This window comes from Seminibacterium arietis (assembly GCF_042675725.1).
Lineage (GTDB): Bacteria > Pseudomonadota > Gammaproteobacteria > Enterobacterales > Pasteurellaceae > Seminibacterium > Seminibacterium arietis.
In genome coordinates, this window is the sequence record NZ_JBHTJN010000001.1 from 143961 (window position 1) to 162251 (window position 18291).

15 protein-coding genes are annotated in these 18291 nt (G+C 33.8%); 9 read left to right on the forward strand and 6 right to left on the reverse strand.

Going from position 1 to position 18291, the window contains the following annotated elements; all coding sequences use genetic code 11:
- The first annotated feature begins 73 nt into the window (after window positions 1–73).
- Both ACFQ02_RS00780 and fabA read left to right on the forward strand, forming a co-directional pair.
- A complete protein-coding gene (locus tag ACFQ02_RS00780) occupies window positions 74–1855 on the forward strand; it encodes an AAA family ATPase (protein WP_380818045.1) in 1782 nt (593 codons plus the stop codon).
- 170 nt (window positions 1856–2025) lie between these two features.
- Entirely contained in the window at window positions 2026–2556 is a 531-nt protein-coding gene (gene fabA, locus ACFQ02_RS00785) for a bifunctional 3-hydroxydecanoyl-ACP dehydratase/trans-2-decenoyl-ACP isomerase (RefSeq protein ID WP_380818048.1), read from the forward strand.
- Window positions 2557–2827: 271 nt separating this feature from the next.
- Here fabA and mdh read toward each other — a convergent pair whose 3' ends face one another.
- The gene (gene mdh / locus ACFQ02_RS00790; RefSeq protein ID WP_380818051.1) at window positions 2828–3763 is read right to left on the reverse strand and encodes a malate dehydrogenase; all 936 of its coding nucleotides are present in this window, start codon (window positions 3761–3763) and stop codon (window positions 2828–2830) included.
- Between the two features lie 218 nt (window positions 3764–3981).
- On the opposite strand from mdh, the gene argR reads away from it, so the two are divergent.
- Together argR and ACFQ02_RS00800 are read left to right on the forward strand one after the other, a co-directional pair.
- Complete coding sequence (gene argR, locus ACFQ02_RS00795) at window positions 3982–4449, forward strand: transcriptional regulator ArgR (RefSeq protein WP_380818054.1); 468 nt, start codon at window positions 3982–3984, stop codon at window positions 4447–4449.
- A 17-nt stretch (window positions 4450–4466) separates the two neighbouring features.
- On the forward strand, window positions 4467–5354 hold the full coding sequence (locus ACFQ02_RS00800; RefSeq protein WP_380818057.1) for a TIGR01777 family oxidoreductase: 888 nt from the start codon (window positions 4467–4469) through the stop codon (window positions 5352–5354).
- A gap of 19 nt (window positions 5355–5373) precedes the next feature.
- Here the strand turns inward: ACFQ02_RS00800 and ACFQ02_RS00805 are convergent, their stop codons facing one another.
- The 3 genes from ACFQ02_RS00805 to ACFQ02_RS00815 all read right to left on the reverse strand — a co-directional run bounded on the left by ACFQ02_RS00805 (window position 5374) and on the right by ACFQ02_RS00815 (window position 8927).
- Entirely contained in the window at window positions 5374–6318 is a 945-nt protein-coding gene (locus tag ACFQ02_RS00805) for a sigma 54-interacting transcriptional regulator (RefSeq protein ID WP_380818060.1), read from the reverse strand.
- Between the two features lie 123 nt (window positions 6319–6441).
- On the reverse strand, window positions 6442–7512 hold the full coding sequence (locus ACFQ02_RS00810) for a TIGR01620 family protein (protein WP_380818063.1): 1071 nt from the start codon (window positions 7510–7512) through the stop codon (window positions 6442–6444).
- Between the two features lie 8 nt (window positions 7513–7520).
- Entirely contained in the window at window positions 7521–8927 is a 1407-nt protein-coding gene (locus ACFQ02_RS00815) for a YcjX family GTP-binding protein (RefSeq protein ID WP_380818066.1), read from the reverse strand.
- Between the two features lie 64 nt (window positions 8928–8991).
- Between ACFQ02_RS00815 and ACFQ02_RS00820 the strand changes: the two genes are divergently transcribed.
- The 5 genes from ACFQ02_RS00820 to ACFQ02_RS00840 are packed head-to-tail and all read left to right on the forward strand — an operon-like array spanning window position 8992 to window position 14406.
- Complete coding sequence (locus ACFQ02_RS00820) at window positions 8992–10674, forward strand: ABC transporter substrate-binding protein (RefSeq protein ID WP_380818069.1); 1683 nt, start codon at window positions 8992–8994, stop codon at window positions 10672–10674.
- 11 nt (window positions 10675–10685) lie between these two features.
- The gene (locus ACFQ02_RS00825; protein WP_380818070.1) at window positions 10686–11651 is read left to right on the forward strand and encodes an ABC transporter permease; all 966 of its coding nucleotides are present in this window, start codon (window positions 10686–10688) and stop codon (window positions 11649–11651) included.
- Window positions 11641–12528 carry an ABC transporter permease subunit gene (locus ACFQ02_RS00830; RefSeq protein WP_380818071.1) on the forward strand — a complete coding sequence of 296 codons (888 nt, stop codon included), beginning with the start codon at window positions 11641–11643 and terminating at the stop codon, window positions 12526–12528. The genes ACFQ02_RS00825 and ACFQ02_RS00830 overlap by 11 nt, the downstream gene beginning before the upstream one ends.
- Before the next feature lie 9 nt (window positions 12529–12537).
- Window positions 12538–13578, forward strand: a complete 1041-nt coding sequence (locus ACFQ02_RS00835) for a peptide ABC transporter ATP-binding protein (RefSeq protein WP_380818074.1) — start codon at window positions 12538–12540, stop codon at window positions 13576–13578.
- Window positions 13579–13596: 18 nt separating this feature from the next.
- The gene (locus ACFQ02_RS00840) at window positions 13597–14406 is read left to right on the forward strand and encodes a peptide ABC transporter ATP-binding protein (RefSeq protein ID WP_380818076.1); all 810 of its coding nucleotides are present in this window, start codon (window positions 13597–13599) and stop codon (window positions 14404–14406) included.
- Window positions 14407–14438: 32 nt separating this feature from the next.
- Here the strand turns inward: ACFQ02_RS00840 and ACFQ02_RS00845 are convergent, their stop codons facing one another.
- Entirely contained in the window at window positions 14439–15140 is a 702-nt protein-coding gene (locus ACFQ02_RS00845; RefSeq protein WP_380818079.1) for a tetratricopeptide repeat protein, read from the reverse strand.
- 425 nt (window positions 15141–15565) lie between these two features.
- Window positions 15566–18172: a type I DNA topoisomerase gene (gene topA / locus ACFQ02_RS00850; protein ID WP_380818082.1), complete on the reverse strand. Its 2607-nt coding sequence runs from the start codon at window positions 18170–18172 to the stop codon at window positions 15566–15568.
- Window positions 18173–18291 lie beyond the last annotated feature (119 nt).

Sequence of the window (18291 nt, forward strand, 5' to 3'; positions counted from 1 at the left end):
TTGGCTTTTACCAGTGGATTTTAGTTTTGTTTATGCGATAATGTTAAACTTATTTTTATTAACGGAACAAATAGTGAATTCATCAAACCAACTATTAAATTGGCGTGATTTGCGTCCTGAGCTAAATATTAAGTCAGACATTAATTTGTTAGAGACTACAAAAGATACTGATTTTTTTGATTTACAACCACATGCAGGAGCCGCAATTGAGCGATTTTTAAAAAATGATAATAGTACGTTACTGTTGTTAAAATCGGAACAGCATGGTCAATATGCTCCACTTTTAGAGAATTTTATTCGTATTAACCAACCTAACGAATTAGCGATAAAGGGAGTAAAATACGATCTTAAGCAAGCTGATAGTTTTTCTTTTCCTGAGGTTTCTGTTGAGCCTGCTAAATCGAAAATGGACAATTTTGCAGCAAAAAAACAAGTTGCTACCGCACTATATTGTGACCAAAGTCAACTGTTTGGTTGTATTCGAGTTAATTCAAGCTCTCATGATATTATGTTGAGTGCAGGATTAGTACATCAACTTAACGGCGGGGTACTTATTTTAAGTGCATCCAATTTATTAGAGCGATTTGATTTATGGCATCGATTAAAACAAATTCTAACAACTAAGCAATTTGACTGGTATTCATTAAATCCTTTGAAAATAATGCCTTGTGATATTCCAAGTTATCCTGTTGAGCTAAAAATTATTTTATTAGCCAATCGTGCTGAGTTAGCTACTCTTGATGAACTTGATGAAGACATTTTACAAATTGCTGATTATGCAGAAATTGAAAGTTACTTTTCAATGGAAAACTGTGAAAAACAAATTAAATGGGCTAGTTTTGTTCAACAATATGCTCGCCAAAATGGTTTTCCAGCAATTAAAGAAAGTGGATTAACTGCACTTTATCAGTATTTAGCACGTCAAAGCGAAGACCGACACTTAATTAATATTTCCCCATTGAAATTAAAATCAATTTTAAGTGGTGTTGTTGCTTGTAATAAAAATTATAATCAAAGTAATTCATTAAGTGCGGTCGATTTTCTGCGATATTTTGACAGCTTATCTCAACAACAAGGCTTTCTGAGAGAATGTGCTTACAATGAAATTTTAAAAGAGCAAATTTATGTAGCAACGCAAGGAGAAATTGTAGGTCAAATTAACGGTTTATCAGTGATTGAATATGCAGGTAGTCCAGCTTCTTTTGGTGAGCCTTCTCGTATTAGCTGTATAGTACAGTTTGGTGAAGGTGAAATAATTGATGTTGAACGTAAAAATGAGCTAGCAGGCAATATTCATGGTAAAGGCATTATGATTGCAGAGCTGTGTTTAGCAAATATTTTAGAGTTGCCATCACAATTACCATTTTCCGCTTCAATTGTGTTTGAACAATCTTATAGTGAAATTGATGGTGATAGTGCATCACTAGCTAGTTTTTGTGTATTAGTCAGTGCATTAGCTAATTTGCCTTTGCCTCAATCCATTGCCGTAACAGGAGCTATTGATCAATTTGGTCTAGTGCATTCTGTCGGTGGAGTAAATGAAAAAATTGAAGGATTTTTTACTATTTGTGAACGACGTGGATTAACTGGTCATCAAGGCGTGATAATTCCAACTACTGTACTTAATCAGTTGAGTTTATCAGAAACCGTAGTAAGTGCGGTGAAAAATGGGAAGTTTTCTATTTGGACTGTAGATGATGTATTTCAAGCTTGTCAAATTCTATTTAAACGTCCTTTACTATCAGATGATAAAAATACAGAAGAAACATCAATCTCAACTCTTATTAATCATCGAGTACAACACCGAGCAGAACCTAAGATACGTTTATTTGAACGATTATTTTTTAAACGTTAACACTGTCTTGTAAAAAGCTTCCTAAAGGAAGCTTTTTTAGTTCAAAAAAAATAACTGATCCGACAAGTTGAGCTAACATTTGTTAGCTATTTTAATTTCAAATTAGTATTGATATAATCATGACAGTTGATTAAGAAAAACATTGTCATTGTTTAGAGGAGCGATAAATAATGAACGCATGTACACTAAATAAAAAGAGCAGTTATAATTATGAAGAGTTGTTGGCTTCAGGACGTGGAGAATTATTTGGAAAGCAAGGACCACAGTTGCCAGCACCTAGTATGTTGATGATGGATCGAGTAATAGAAATGAATGAAAAAGGAGGCACTTTCAATAAGGGCTACGTTGAAGCTGAACTAGACATTCGTCCTACGTTGCCTTTTTTTGATTGTCATTTTATTGGAGATCCTGTTATGCCAGGCTGTTTAGGACTAGATGCGATGTGGCAGCTAGTTGGCTTTTATCTTGGTTGGCTTGGTGGCAAAGGTAAGGGGAGAGCCTTAGGAGTAGGAGAAGTTAAATTTACAGGGCAAATATTACCTACGGCTAAAAAAGTCATTTACCGTATCAATATGAAAAGAGTAATTAATCGTAAATTAGTAATGGGAATGGCAGATGGCGAAGTAGAAGTTGATGGACGAGTTATTTATACTGCAACAGATTTAAAAGTCGGATTATTTCAGGATACATCGTTTTTTTAGGAGCTTTATAACGGTATGGGTTCCGTTATATTTGACCTGAGTTACTCATGCTCAGGTCTTTTTTCTATCTTATTCAAATTAATCAACTGCGACACCCCACCACTAAAAAATTCATCTTATCAAAAATAACAGACTGACCCGATTTTCAATGTAAGTTCAGTTTCAGTAAAACTGCTATATATACTAATAAAACTTCACAAAAAGACACCGCACTTTAGTTACAAGTGCGGTGTTTAACATAGATTCTTTACATAACACTATAATCTAGGCATTATTGATTAACAAATTTTTCACCTAACTCAATATCAGCACGAAGTGTTGGTAACATATCTTCTAAAGCTTTTTGCTCAAAGTCACTTAGCTCACCAATAGGTAAAATTTCGTCTACTCCTTCTTTACCTAAACGCACTGGTTGAGCAAAGAAACGTGCATATTTACCACATCCTTCTACGTAAGTGCATTCTACTACAGTTTCACCTTGCAAACCTTTAACTAAAGACAGTGCAAAACGTGCTGCTGCTTGTGCCATTGAAAGCGTAGCAGAACCACCACCAGCTTTAGCTTCTACTACTTCAGTTCCAGCATTTTGAATACGTTTAGTTAATGGTGCGATTTCTTCATTATTCCATTGTACGTATGGTACTTGAGATAACAACGGTAAAATAGTGACACCAGAGTGACCGCCAACTACAGGAACAATAGTGCGAGAAACTGCGAGATTCTTTAATTCTGAGACAAAAGTCTCTGAACGTAATACATCAAGTGTAGTTACACCAAATAATTTACGTTTATCGTACACGCCTGCTTTTTTCAATACTTCAGCAGCAATCGCTACTGTGGTATTTACTGGATTAGTAATAATACCAATACAAGCTTTAGGACAAGTTGATGCCACTTTTTCAATCAGATTGCGTACTATACCAGCATTAATATTAAATAAATCTGATCGATCCATACCTGGTTTCCGAGCTACGCCAGCAGAAATTAGCACGATATTTGCATCTTTTAATGCTGGGGTTGGATCTTCTCCAGCAAATCCTTCTACTTTCACGGCTGTTGGAATATGACTTACATCAGCTGCGACTCCTGGTGTAACAGGAGCAATATCGTACAATGACAATTCTGCACCTGCTGGAAGTTGTAACTTTAACAATAAAGCTAATGCTTGACCGATACCACCTGCAGCACCTAATACAGCTACTTTCATTTGATACTCCTTAATGACTTATGATTAAATTCGAACTTAACTTTTCGGCATTCTAGCCCCCTAAAAATAGGAATTCAAATAGATTAATTTAAATATGAGATCTAGTTCAAACTTTTCATAGAAAAATTATTTTTTACTAGAGAAAGTGCTATAATAAATCAAATTTTATTTACTTTTTCTGAATTTCTATGCAGAATTACCTATAGAAGGAGAAGTATATGCCATATGAAAAATCAGAGTCCTTAATTAGTGCAATTAAAAACTTATTAGCTCAAGAAAAATTTGGTTCACAAAGTGAAATTGTCGCTGCACTTCAAAAGCAAGGATTTTCTAATATCAACCAATCAAAAGTATCGCGTATTCTAACTAAATTTGGGGCTGTACGCACTAGAAATACTAGAATGGAAACTGTTTATTGTTTACCTAATGAGTTGAGTGTACCTAACACGACTAGCCCATTGAGTAATCTAGTCTTAGATATTGATTGTAATGATTATTTAATAGTGATTAAAACTAGCCCTGGTGCTGCACAATTAATAGCACGCCTTTTAGACTCTATCAGTAAATCGGAAGGAATCTTAGGTACAATTGCAGGAGATGATACTATCTTCGTTACTCCCACTAAAGAGCAGGACTTAGAAATGCTGATCAAACATATTCAGCAGCTATTTGAAAATTCATTATAAATTTCAAAAGAGGAATTATGGATATTTTACTCACTGGAGCTACGGGATTTATCGGTTCAGCACTTATTCCTCTTTTAGTCAGAAAAAACTATAACATAACCGTACTGACACGAAATATCACAAAAGCAGAAGTTTTATTTAATAATTATCAACTCAATTTCGTTAAAAATTTAGATGAATTTCACAACTTAGACTCTTTTTCTGCGGTAATTAATCTTGCTGGTGAACCTATTTTTGATCATCGTTGGACAAATAAACAAAAACAACGTTTAATTGAAAGTCGAATTAAAACTACAGAAAAATTAACCGCTCTTATCAATCAAAGTATATCGCCTCCTAATTGTTTTATTTCAAGTTCAGCTACGGGCTATTACGGTAATTGCTATGACCAAATTGTGACTGAAAATATTCCCCCAAAAAATCACTTTGTTGCTCAACTTTGTTCTACATGGGAAAATGTTGCGTTACAGGCAGAAACGAGAGTTTGCTTATTAAGAACAGGTCTAGTATTAGATAACTCAGCTGGTGTATTAGCAAAAATGTTACCACTATACCGTTTAGGATTGGGGGGAAAATTAGGTCATGGCAAACAATATTGGAGCTGGATTGCATTAGAAGATATGATAAGTGCGGTGCTTTTTTTACTTGAAAATAAGCATTGCTATGGTGCTTTTAATTGTACAGCACCTACTCCTGTCACAAATGCAGAGTTCAATCATTATTTAGGGGCATACCTAAATCGGCCGCACTTCATCAATATTCCAGCATCAGTGTTATCACTTTTTTTCGGTGAACGAAGTCATCTTTTATTAGATAGCCAGAGAATTTTTCCACAAAAACTACTGCAGGCAGGATTTCAATTTAAATATAAAAATTTAGTAGCTCTTTTTAACGAAATTTTATGAGCTACGTTCTAAAATAAGCTTATTTATTAATCCCATATTGTTTCAACTTATTCGCAATCGCGGTGTGTGACACGCCAAGACGATAGGCTAATTTTCTAGTACTAGGATATTGTTCATAAAATTTCTGTAAAATCATGGACTCAAAGCTACTCATTATCTGATCTAATGTTTGATTAGCAAATTGCTCTATACTTGTAGGCAATATATCTTTCTCAACTAGGATTAACCCATTTACACTCAGTTTTCCATCGTCTACAAGAGAGCAAGCTCGATATAAAGCATTATAAAGTTCACGCACATTACCAGGCCAAGGATAATTACATAAATAAGCAATAAAATTTTGATCAAAATGAGGAGTGACTATCGATAACTCATCACTAATTTGCTGAACAAAAAGACGTGTTAACGGCTCGATATCTTCCTTGCGTTCCCTCAGTGGTGGAATATCTAATCTCAACACATTCAAACGATGAAATAAATCTCCTCGCATTTTTCCATCTTCTACGTAATGTTGTAAAGGAACTTGAGTTGTACAAATCACTCGCACGTTTGCGTAATGCTCTTTTTCCTCCCCCACTCTGCGAAATGTACCATCATTAAGAAAACGTAATAATTTTGCTTGTAGTGCTAAAGGTAGCTCAGCAACACTATCTAATAACACCGTACCACCATCTGCATATTCAAAAAAGCCTATACTCTCATGCCCCCTATCAGATCTTCCGAACATTTCACTTTCAGCATCATCACTTGGTAAACCTGCACAATTTACACCAATAAACTTTTGATTTTTACGACTTCCAAGACAATGACAAGCCTTAGCAATGTGATCTTTACCTGTTCCTGTTTCTCCCTGAATCAACAATGGAGCATCAAGCATGGCAAACTTTTTCGTATTGTCTAAAATCAGTCTCATTTTTGCACTTTCAGCAATAATTTGGTCAAAAGCTGTATTTTTCAAGGGCATGGGAATCTCCACTTAATTTAATCACACTACTATTGTAAATATTTTAGTTAAAATGTAAATAATAATTTACAGCTTAATGTATTAATGTTGCTACAATTACAATAATCATTTAAGTAGTTACAGTTATTTTGTTTTCTCTTTTTTTAATACCGCACTTTTTAACTGAATAAGTAATTCTTTTTGTATATGTGATAACCGAGGTTTTTCTTCAGGGGTAAAAACTAAAGGGCGACAAAATTCCATTGCTTTGATACCTAAACGTGCTGTCAACAAACCAACGCCTATACCTTGAGCTGCACGCACTGATAATTTTGCAGTCATGTCTTGCGATAGCCAGTCCATACCAATATCTTGTAGAACTTCTGTTGCTCCAGCAAATACTATATTTAATAACACCATACGCAATAAACGTAGTCTGCTAATATAGCCTAGTTCTATACCATAAATAGTAGCTAGTTTATTAATCAATCGAATATTTCTCCAAGCAATAAAAAACATGTCTATTACGGCTAAAGGGCTAATCGCAACAATAATTGCGGCTTCTGCGGATGCTTTACTTATCAATTTCTTTGCTTGTTCGTCTGCTGTTTTCACTACTGTTCGGCTAAATAAACGAGTAATCTCTGCTGGTAAATAAGCATCGTTAAGCTGTTCTTGCCACTGTTGATATTCTGTACTATCTTGCATTTGTAAATTTTTGGCTATATTTTCACAAAGTGCGGTAGCATTTTCTGTATTTTTGTGATTAACCTGCAAAAATGTTTGTTGCAAAAATTCTTTGCTTTGTGCTTGCCATTGCAAATGCTTTTTTAATTTAACGAGCGTTCTCCATTCATTAAAAATAGCAGTAAACCCTAATATCACAATAAAAAATGCTACTAAAGCAAATGCGAAATAAATCCATTGATGTTGTTGCCATGTATCTATCAGCCATTGGATTGATTGAGCAACCACAGCGATACTGAATAAAAGTGCGGTGATTCCTAGTAATTTTTTCCACCAACGAGGAGAAGGGGTTAAGGCTTTCTCTAATTTTATTGTTTCATTAGCTCCTATTGGAAGATCCTCTACCCACTCTGAGTCCACTTCAACTTCATTGATTTCAAATTCTTGTTTAGCAATAAAAATTTCATCATCATCGATTTTATGAATTAATTCTTTCTCTTCCTGTGAGGAAAATACTTTTTTTTGCATACTCTTTCCTATAATTTATCTGATAGTAAAAACTGCAACACGGAATCCATACGTAAATGGGGAATTACAGAACTATTATCTAGAGGCTGTGGTTCAAATTGATCAAACTCAAAATTTTGATTTTGCCAAAACTGTTTATTAGGTAATCGGCTCGGAACAGATCCTGGATACAATGTTACTTGTTGTTTATCTGATGATCGAATTCCTTGTAAAGCATAAATACGTTTGCCATCTTGTTTTATCATCCATTGCTTTGTTGCTCGAATTGCAGCTATTGCTGTGTATTCTGTATCAATCCCCTCATATTCCGCATGACGACCTCCTTCCTGCAATAGCTGTCTCATTAAACTAATCAAATTTGGCAATTGATCTGTAGTTATATGATCCGCTTTAGTCGCAATAAACATTAATTTATCAATACGTGGAGAAAACAAGCGATGTATTAATGAACGTTTACCATAATGAAAATTACTAAAAAGTTGCTGTAAAACTTGTTGCATATCAAGAAATGCTTGTTGACTATAATTTAATGGCGTTAAGCAATCAGCTAAAACTACTTGTCGATCAATAGTAGAAAAATAACGATGATAAAATCCTTTCACTACATGTTGGCAATAGTAATCATAACGTTGAGTTAATACTTTGAAATAACTTCCTTCTTTAGCATTTTGTTGTAGTTGCAATAACTGGCTTTGATTTAAATGGACAAGCGGAAAAAATTGTAAAATAGGTGCATTCTCTAATTCTCTGGGTAGCACAAATCGTCCTGGCTGAATAAAATGTAATCCTTCTGCCTTACAATCAAATAGAAATACGGTATAGTCTTTCGCTAGTTGAGCTAAAATATCTTCATTTACTACCGCACTTAAATCTAATTTTTTTACTTTTTCTAACCAATTCTGAGCTAGCTCTTGTCGCTTCCCTTGTAATAAACTTTGTTGCTGTTGCGACCATTGGACATAACTCAAATTTAATAACGGAAGATCTAATAACCATTCACCTGGATAATCAAAAATATCTAAATATAGTGTACCTTTTTCTTTAAAATGTCTCATCAAGCCCGATTGACGTTGATAACGAATCGCTAAGCGAGTCTCACTCACTCCTTCAGTAGATTTTGGCCATTGAGGTGGAATTTCATTTAACGCCTGAATATTTCCTTCATAATCAAAACGAGATACACTTAAATCCGATTGTGCAATTCGTTTTACTCCAATAATAGTGTTATTATGAGCGGCTTCAAATAAAGGCAAATGATTATTATCATTACGATCTATATTCAAAAGTTGGTTAATCAGGCTTGTAATAAAAGCTGTTTTTCCACTACGGCTTAACCCTGTCACAGCAAGTCGTAAAGTGCGGTCAAAACCACGATTAATTGCATCATTTAACTCTTTTCGAAAGGAATATAACATTTTTATTTCTAAATTTTGATAATCTAATTTACAATTATCCTATAATTTACCATAAATACGCATTATGTTGATGAGAAAAATAATCCTATTACTGGCATTTTCTATAAATATTTTTATAAAATTTGATGCTGTAGCTGCTCCTCGTGTCCCTGACATTCTGACACAAAATGGCTTGATTTACTGTACTTACGCTAACAGTTTTTCGTTTAATCCACAAACGGCAGATATTGGTGCTAGCATGAATGTTGTGACGGAACAAATTTATAACAAGCTATTCGAATTCAAAAATAATAGTGCGAAACTGCTACCTGTGCTAGCTACTTCATACGATATTTCCAATGACGGTAAAGTTATCACAATAAATCTACGAAAAGGAGTAAAATTTCATCATACTGATTGGTTTACTCCTACAAGAGATTTTAATGCTGATGATGTAGTATTCTCTCTCAATCGAGTATTAGGACAAAATGTTGAATTACCATCATTAGAAGGGGCTGTTAACTATGAAAATCCCCAGTATCGTATTTTTCATGAACAAGCAAAAAAAATTCATTTTCCTTACTTTGAAAGTATTAAACTCAACGAAAAAATTGCTTCAGTAAAAGCAATTAACCCTCATCAGGTGCAAATTATCTTATTTGAACCCGATGCTTCAATTTTGCCTCACTTAGCCAGCCAATACGCGATTATCTTTTCTCAAGAATATGCATTACAGCTGAACGCTGATGATAATCTAATTCAATTAGATACACTACCTGTAGGAACAGGACCCTATAAAGTTAAAAATTATTTCAAAAATCAATATATTCGTTTAGTGCGAAATGATGACTATTGGAAAAAAGAAGCTAAAATTGAAAATGTTATTATTGATCTTTCTACAGATAAAACAGGACGATTAATTAAATTTCTCAATGGAGAATGTCATATTACGTCTAACCCAGAAATTAGCCAATTAGGGTTACTAGAGCAATACAATAAAAAATATTACACTAAAACTATTGAAAGTATGAACTTATCTTATCTAGCATTTAATTTTGATAAACCATTGATGCGAGATGTTAAGTTACGCCGAGCAATCTCTCAAGCTATTGATCGCAAAAGAATCATAGAAACAATCTATCATCATAATGCGACTATTGCTAACAATATTATTCCGAATATTTCTTGGGCGGCAACAGTTAACACTCCCGATTATGCTTATGATTATAATCCCAAACAAGCTACAGATTTTTTACAGAATAAAAAACTCAATTTAACTTTATGGGTAGTAAACGAAGAACATTTTTATACTCCATCGCCTATCAAAATGGCAGAATTGATCAAAGCTGATTTAGCAAAAGTAGGTGTAACTGTTAACATACAAGCTATAACCCGAACTCATCTTAATCAGCAACTAAAAAATTCAACTGGAAATTACGACTTAATCTTAACAGGGTGGGCAGCTGGAAATTTAGATCCTGATAGTTTTATGCGTCCTATTTTAAGTTGTCACATGCTTGAAAGAGAATTCAATTTATCTCATTGGTGTTATCCTCCATTTGACGAAGTGATGAATAATGCTCTCGCAACTTCTAATTTAAAAGAGAGAGCAAATTTTTACAATATTGCTCAAGAGTTAATTTTATCTGAAGTACCCATTATTCCGTTGGCTAACGCAAAGCGAGTATTAATAGCCTCATCACAAGTACAAGGAATACATATGACACCTTTCGGCAATATTGATTTTGCTACCCTCTTTTATCAATAGGAAAATAAATTATGTTATTGTCCTTTTTACGTCATATTATCTTACTTTTTATCACGTTATTGATTATTTCAATCATCAGTTATATTGTTCTCATTAAAGATCCTCTTAATGCGAGTCTAATGACACCGCACTTTTATTCGGGATACTTCGTTTATGTTGATAATTTACTGAATGGTGATTTTGGTATCAGTTATAACGGAGGTGAGCCTTTGAAAGATCTTATTTGGGTTGTGCTTCCAGCTACATTAGAGCTCTGCTTTACTGCTATTTTATTTGCTATACTATTTGGTATTCCTTTAGGTTTATTAAGTGCTGTGAATAACTCACACTTTATTGGAAAGCTAATCCGTACTTTATCAGACATTGGGCTATCTATGCCTGTGTTTTGGGTTGCACCAATTTTACTCTATGTTTCTGCAATCCAAACATGGGAAATATCAGCCATAGGACAATATAATCTATTATATGAAATTAAACCAATCACAGGTTTTCCAATCATTGATGTATGGTTTATTGATCAGCCTTATCGAATAAAAATAATTCAAAACGTATTGCAGCATTTAGTGCTACCTACGCTAGTTTTAACTATTTTACCTACAATGGAAATTATTCGTCTTGTTCAACAACGTGCCGAATTTTTATTTAAACAAAATTATGTCAAAGTAACTATGACTAAAGGCTGGTCTATTTGGAAAGTACTACGTATACATATTTTACGCAATACATTACCATTACTAATACCTCAACTCCCCCGTCTGTTTACATTAGTTCTTGCACAATGTATGCTGGTAGAAAGTACATTTGCTTGGCCAGGTATTGGTCGATGGCTTATTGATGCTGTTAAATTTCAAGATTACAACAGTATTTCAGCTGGTATTATGGTAATCGGATTATGTATTATTACCGTAAACTTATTCGCTGAAATATTGACTTTTATATTAGATCCACTAAATAAAAAGGGTTGGTATGCAAGATAAAGAGCCTGAAGATTTTCGTCAAACTATGGCGTTTAAACAAATTTGGCAGTTATTTTATAAAGATAAAGTAGCACTATTTAGTTTATATTTATTTATGCTACTAGTTTTGACCGCACTTTTTAGCTCCATTCTTGCACCTTATCCAAGTGATATGCAATTTGTTGGTTTTGAGTTAATGCCACCATCTTGGGTTGAAGGAGGAAAAATTAGTTACTTTTTTGGAACAGATGACATCGGGCGGGATCTATTTAGTCGATTAATTATAGGTACAAGCTATACTTTAGGATCCGCTTTAATTGTAGTTACTATCACTGTAATATTGGGAAGCTTATTAGGCATTTGGGCTGGCATGTCAAGAGGATTAAAATCTCGTTTCTTAGGACACTTCTTTGATACTTTTTTATCTATCCCCATTTTGTTAATCGCTATTGTGATCGCGACATTAATGAAACCAAGTTTAGTCAATGCAATGCTAGCTATTACTTTAGCTTTGCTACCTTACTTTATCCATGAAATTTATCAATCAATTCAAAAAGAATTAAAAAAAGAATATATTCTCATGTTGAGATTGGAAGGAGCCTCAAATTGGATATTACTAAAAGAAACTATTCTACCCAATATTTACGTTTCTTATATCCGCGAAATTGCTAAACTATTTACTATTGCAATTTTAGATATTAGTGCATTAAGTTTTATTTCTCTTGGAGCTGAACGTCCTACACCAGAATGGGGAGCTATGATTAAGGATTCGTTACCCTTAATTTACTTAGCCCCTTGGACTGTCATTCTCCCAGGACTTGCAATTATAGTAACTGTTTTAATTGGCTTAACACTCAGTAATGGAATAAGTAAAGCTGTAGAAAAATATTATAAATAGGAAATTAATATGGCATTGCTGGATATTCGTAACCTCAGTATTGAAATAAATTCTCCTAATGGCAGGATTAAAATTGTAGATAATGTCAATCTCACTATCAATGAGGGTGACATTTGTGGTTTAGTAGGCGAATCTGGTTCAGGGAAAAGTTTGATTGCCAAAGTCATTTGTAATGCAGCAAAAGAGTCTTGGATAGTTACAGCAGATCGTTTTCGTTTTAATGAAATTGAGTTATTAAAACTTACTCCCAACAAAAGAAAAAAATTGATTGGTAAAGAAATTTCTATGATTTTCCAACAACCTTTATCTTATTTAGACCCTAGTAAGAAAATAGGAAAACAACTAATTCAAAATATACCCCACTGGACATACAAAGGAAGATGGTGGCAGTGGTTTGGTTGGAAAAAACGCAGGGCTATTGAATTATTGCATCGTGTTGGAATAAAAGATCACCTTGATATTATGAACAGTTACGCTAACGAAATTAGTGAAGGTGAAGGTCAAAAAGTAATGATTGCCATGGCAATTGCTAATCAGCCCCGTTTATTAATCGCAGATGAACCAATGAATGCTCTAGAACCGATAACTAAAGCTCAAATATTCCGCTTATTATCAAGTATGAATAAAAATCAAGGAACATCTATTTTACTCACAAGTAATGAAATCAATTCTATAAGCGATTGGTGCAGTTCTTTATCTATTTTATACTGTGGACAAAACGCAGAATCAGGCTCTAAAGAAAGTATTTTAGAGATGCCTTACCATCCCTATACTAATGCTTTACTTCATTCTATCCCTAATTTTAAACAACCATTACCTCATAAAGGTAGATTAAATACTTTAAAAGGCACAATGCCATTATTAGAACAAATGCCCGTTGGATGCAGATTAGGACCTCGTTGCCCTTTTTCTCAGAGTAAATGTGTAATAAAACCCTTAACTAAACATTTAAAACATCGAGAATTTTCTTGCCATTTTCCTTTAAATTTACGTGAAAATCAGCGTAAAGAAAAAGAAAATGTCTTTATTCCGCTTACTATTAGCCTATAACTATAAAAAGAGGAAAAAATGACCGCTCTTTTGCAAGTAAAAAATTTATCCAAATATACTGTTGATAAAGTAGGATTATTTACTTCTACTCGCTTTGCTCCAGTTGAAAACGTTAATTTTACTTTAAAGCGTAAAAAAACTTTAGCTGTAATTGGTAAAAATGGTTCTGGAAAGTCTACATTAGCAAAAATGATTGTTGGCATTTTAAAGCCTTCAAGTGGTGAAATTTTATTTAAAGGTATGCCCTTGCAATTTGGCGATTATCATTATCGAACTCAACATATCCGCATGATCTTTCAAGATCCTAACTCTACTTTTGATCCTAAAATGAATGTAGGACAAATTCTCGATACTCCATTACGCTTAAACACAAGGTTAGATGAGCATGATCGTAATCAAAAAATTTTTTCGACTTTAAAACTAGTTGGGCTTTATCCAGACCATGCCAATGCCAAAATTAATAATATGTCCATTAGTCAAAAACAACGAGTAGCTCTCGCCAGAGCATTGATTTTAGAGCCTGAAATCATCATTACTGATGATGCATTAGGTTTATTAGATGCAACTGTAAAAATCCAACTAATGAATTTAATGTTAGAAATACAAGAAAAATTAGGTATTTCATATATTTATATTGGACAACATTTAGGAATTATCAAACATATCTCTGATGATATTTTAGTGCTAGATAATGGGCAATTAATTGAATATGGATCAACTTATTCTGTTTTCACCAATCCTAAAACAGAAATAACTAAACGCTTACTTGAAAGTCATTTTGGTGAAATTTTAACTGAAAAAGCATGGAATCAAATGGAATCTAGATAAATTAATGTTGATCAGAAAATATAATCTTAATTTTAATCCGCTTGCAACATACTTAAACGTTTTTTAGCTTTTTCAGAGAATTCATCATGCTGCTTCAATGTTTCTTGATACCAATAAATTGCTTTATTTGTATCCTGCTTTACACCTTTACCCTGTTCATACATCGTGGCTAATCTAAATTTAGATTCATTGTGGTTATTACGAGCGGATTTTTCAAACCATATAAAAGCTTTCTTAAAATCTTGTACTTGAATTTCTTGATAATAGACTGCACCTAAAACAAACATAGCAAATACACTGTCAGATTTTGCAGTTTTTTCTAATAATTTAATCGCATGAGGAACATTTTTCTTCACCCCCAAACCATCTAAGTACATTAATGCTAAATGATTAATTGCTTTAATACTTCCTTTTTCAGCTGCCTCACTCAACCACCAATAAGCTTTATCATTATTTTGTGCAACTCCCCTCCCTTGCATATACAAAATGCCCACGTTAACTTGAGCATTTCTGTCTCCTTTTTTTGCTAATGGATAAATTAAGTCAAAAACTAAGTTCCAATTATTTGAGTCCGCTGCATATTGAGCTAAATTTCGTCGCTGTTGATCTGTTAATTCAAATTTTTCTGCTACCGCACTTTTTGATATAGTATCAAAAGCTGTTTCTTTCGGTAAGGCTTGTAAATTAAAGCTACAAAGCAATAATCCTAGAAACAATTTTTTAGACAATTTCATACTCTTCCTTATTAAGTCAACTATAGGAATAAAATAGTAACGGAATCCTAATTTATCACAATTTCATTAACTGATAACTTTAAATTATAACAAGTTATAGACACGATATAAAGTTAGATAAATTGCAATATAACTGGATAGAGTAGCACAAATGCACGTTATCAAAACCAAACTACTAAAATTAAGTGGTAATATATAGTTCATATTAGCAATTAATTTCTTTATATATCAATAAGCTAAGATTATTCAATTTTTTAGTTGTAGTTTTTTTGTGTGTTTGTTGTGTTGTTATGGTTTTCAGCACTGGCGGTAGTTTATTTTTCTTTTTTATTATCTTAACTTATCGTGCGTAAATCTCCACTTATCATCTTTGATTTAAGTGGAGATGTAAGCACACCCCATTAAACTCCCAAAAAAGTCAATTTCTATTTACTACGTTCAATCCATTTTCCATCAACATAATCCATAATCCATTTAGTAGCTTTACCATTTTTTTCAGAAACTACATATTGGCGTTTTTCTTTACGACTGAAACGTACAATACTTTCATTGCCTTCAGGGTCTTTTACTGGTGCATCAGCAAGATATTGTAATTTTTCTGGTAAACGCTCTCTATATTTAACTAGCTCAGCAACTTTTACAGGTCTACTCTCTCGAGATTTTGGAAAATTATGAGCTGACATAAACACTCCACTGGCACCATCACGCAAAACAAAATAAGCATCAGATTTTTCACATTTGAGTTCAGGAAAGTGAACAGGTTCTTCTTTAGGCGGTGCTACTTCTCCATTTTTTAGAATTTTACGAGTATTATCGCATGCTGTACATCCCATATATTTACCAAAACGTCCTAATTTTAAGTGCATATCTGCACCGCACTTATCACATTCTACAATGGGACCATCATACCCCTTAATTTTATATTCACCCTGTTCTAAAATATAACCATCGCAATTAGGATTATTACCACAAATATGCAGCTTACGATGAGCATCAATAATATAGCTATCCATTGCTGTACCACATTTTTGGCAACGCTTACGCTCCATAAGTGCCTTAGTTTCTGATGATTCATCTAAAATATTCAATAATTCTGTTTCAGGAATTAAATTTAAAGTCGTTTTACACCGCTCTTTTGGAGGTAATGAATAACCTGTACAGCCTAAAAATACTCCTGTACTTGCCGTTCTAATCGCCATATGTCGCCCACACGTTTGACAGTTGATATTCGTCTCAACTAAGCTATTTGGCCTCATTCCACCCTCAGATTCATCTAATTCCGCTTGACTCAATTGCTCAGAAAACTCTTTGAAAAATAAATCTAATTCTGATTTCCAATTTTTATTTCCTCCAGCAATCTGATCTAAAATATCTTCCATATTAGCGGTAAAATCGTAGCTCATTAATTCACTAAAGGATTGATTCAAACGATCAGTAACAATTTCTCCCATTTTTTCTGCATAAAAACGCCGATTTTCTGACCGCACATAACCTCGTTCCTGAATAGTAGAAATAATAGTTGCATAAGTGGAAGGACGACCAATACCGCGTTTTTCTAACTCTTTCACTAAAGCAGCTTCAGTAAAGCGTGCTGGTGGTTTGGTAAAATGCTGCGTCGGTTGTATTTCTTTAAGCATTAATAAATCACCAACCTTCACATCAGGAAGCACCTGATCATCTGCATTTTTCCCAATTGGAGGCAGCACTTTTGTCCAACCATCAAAACGCAAAATTCGTCCTTTTGCTTTCAGTTTATAATCACCTGCTGTTACTGTTAATGTCGATGTATCGTATTGTGCTGCAGGCATTTGGCACGCAACGAACTGTCGCCAAATTAAATCATATAAACGTATAGCATCTTTTTCCATTGCAGATAAATCATCTGCTAAAACCTGAATATCAGAAGGACGAATCGCTTCATGTGCCTCTTGAGCATTCCCTTTACTAGAGTAAAAATTCGGTTTTTCAGGCAAATACGATTTTCCATATTGAAGTGCTATATATTCACGCACCATCTTCAATGCATCCTGACTTAAATTAGTACTATCAGTACGCATATAGGTAATATACCCAGCTTCATATAATCGTTGAGCTAACATCATAGTTTTTTTAACACCAAACCCTAACCTTGTACTCGCGGTTTGCTGCAGAGTTGAAGTGATAAATGGTGCTTTAGGTTTAGATCCTGTTGGCTTAGTTTCCAAATTTGATACTAAATAAGATGATTTTTGTAAAAAATCTACCGCACTTTGAGCTTCTTCTTTTTGTTTTGGATCAAAACTTTTTCCTTTAAAATCAGTCACATCTAGCCTGATTTGTGTTGCCTCATTATTTTTTGCTAAAACTGCAAGTTGCCAATACTCTTCAGGTTTGAACGCTTTGATTTCTCGCTCACGATCAACTAATAACTTCACCGCAACAGATTGAACTCGTCCAGCTGACAATCCTCTTGCTACTTTTTTCCATAGCAAAGGAGAGACCATAAAACCAACAATACGATCTAAAAATCGTCTGGTTTGCTGGGCATTAACACGATCTAAATTAAGATGTTCAGGTTTTTCAAATGCTTGCTTTATTGCATTTTTAGTAATTTCGTTAAAAACAACTCGACTAAAACGATTATCATCACCGCCAATAACTTCACGTAAATGCCAAGCAATAGCCTCTCCTTCTCTATCTAAATCGGTAGCAAGGTAAATGTGATCTGCTTTTTTGGCTAAAGATTTTAATTCTGAAACAACTTTTTCCTTACCTGGTAGAATTTGATAATTAGCTAGCCAGTTATGATAAGGATCTATTCCCATGCGTTTGACTAATGCATTACGTTCTTTTTCTTTCTTAATTTGTTGTTTTTCCTCAGCACTTAATCCTTTAGTTGAAATAGACTTAGTCTTTTCTGAGGTACTACTACCGACTGTCGGCAAATCACGGATATGTCCTACACTCGACTTTACTATATAATCACTACCCAAATATTTATTAATGGTTTTCGCTTTTGCTGGCGACTCCACAATAACTAAGGATTTACTCATTTTACGTACCTGGTGATATTCATTAATATTAAATTTCCGTTATATTGCTAACTATCGACGGTTAGGTCAACAACTTTTTTTAAAATAGATATGTAAGTGAGCAATCTAAACTCAAATTT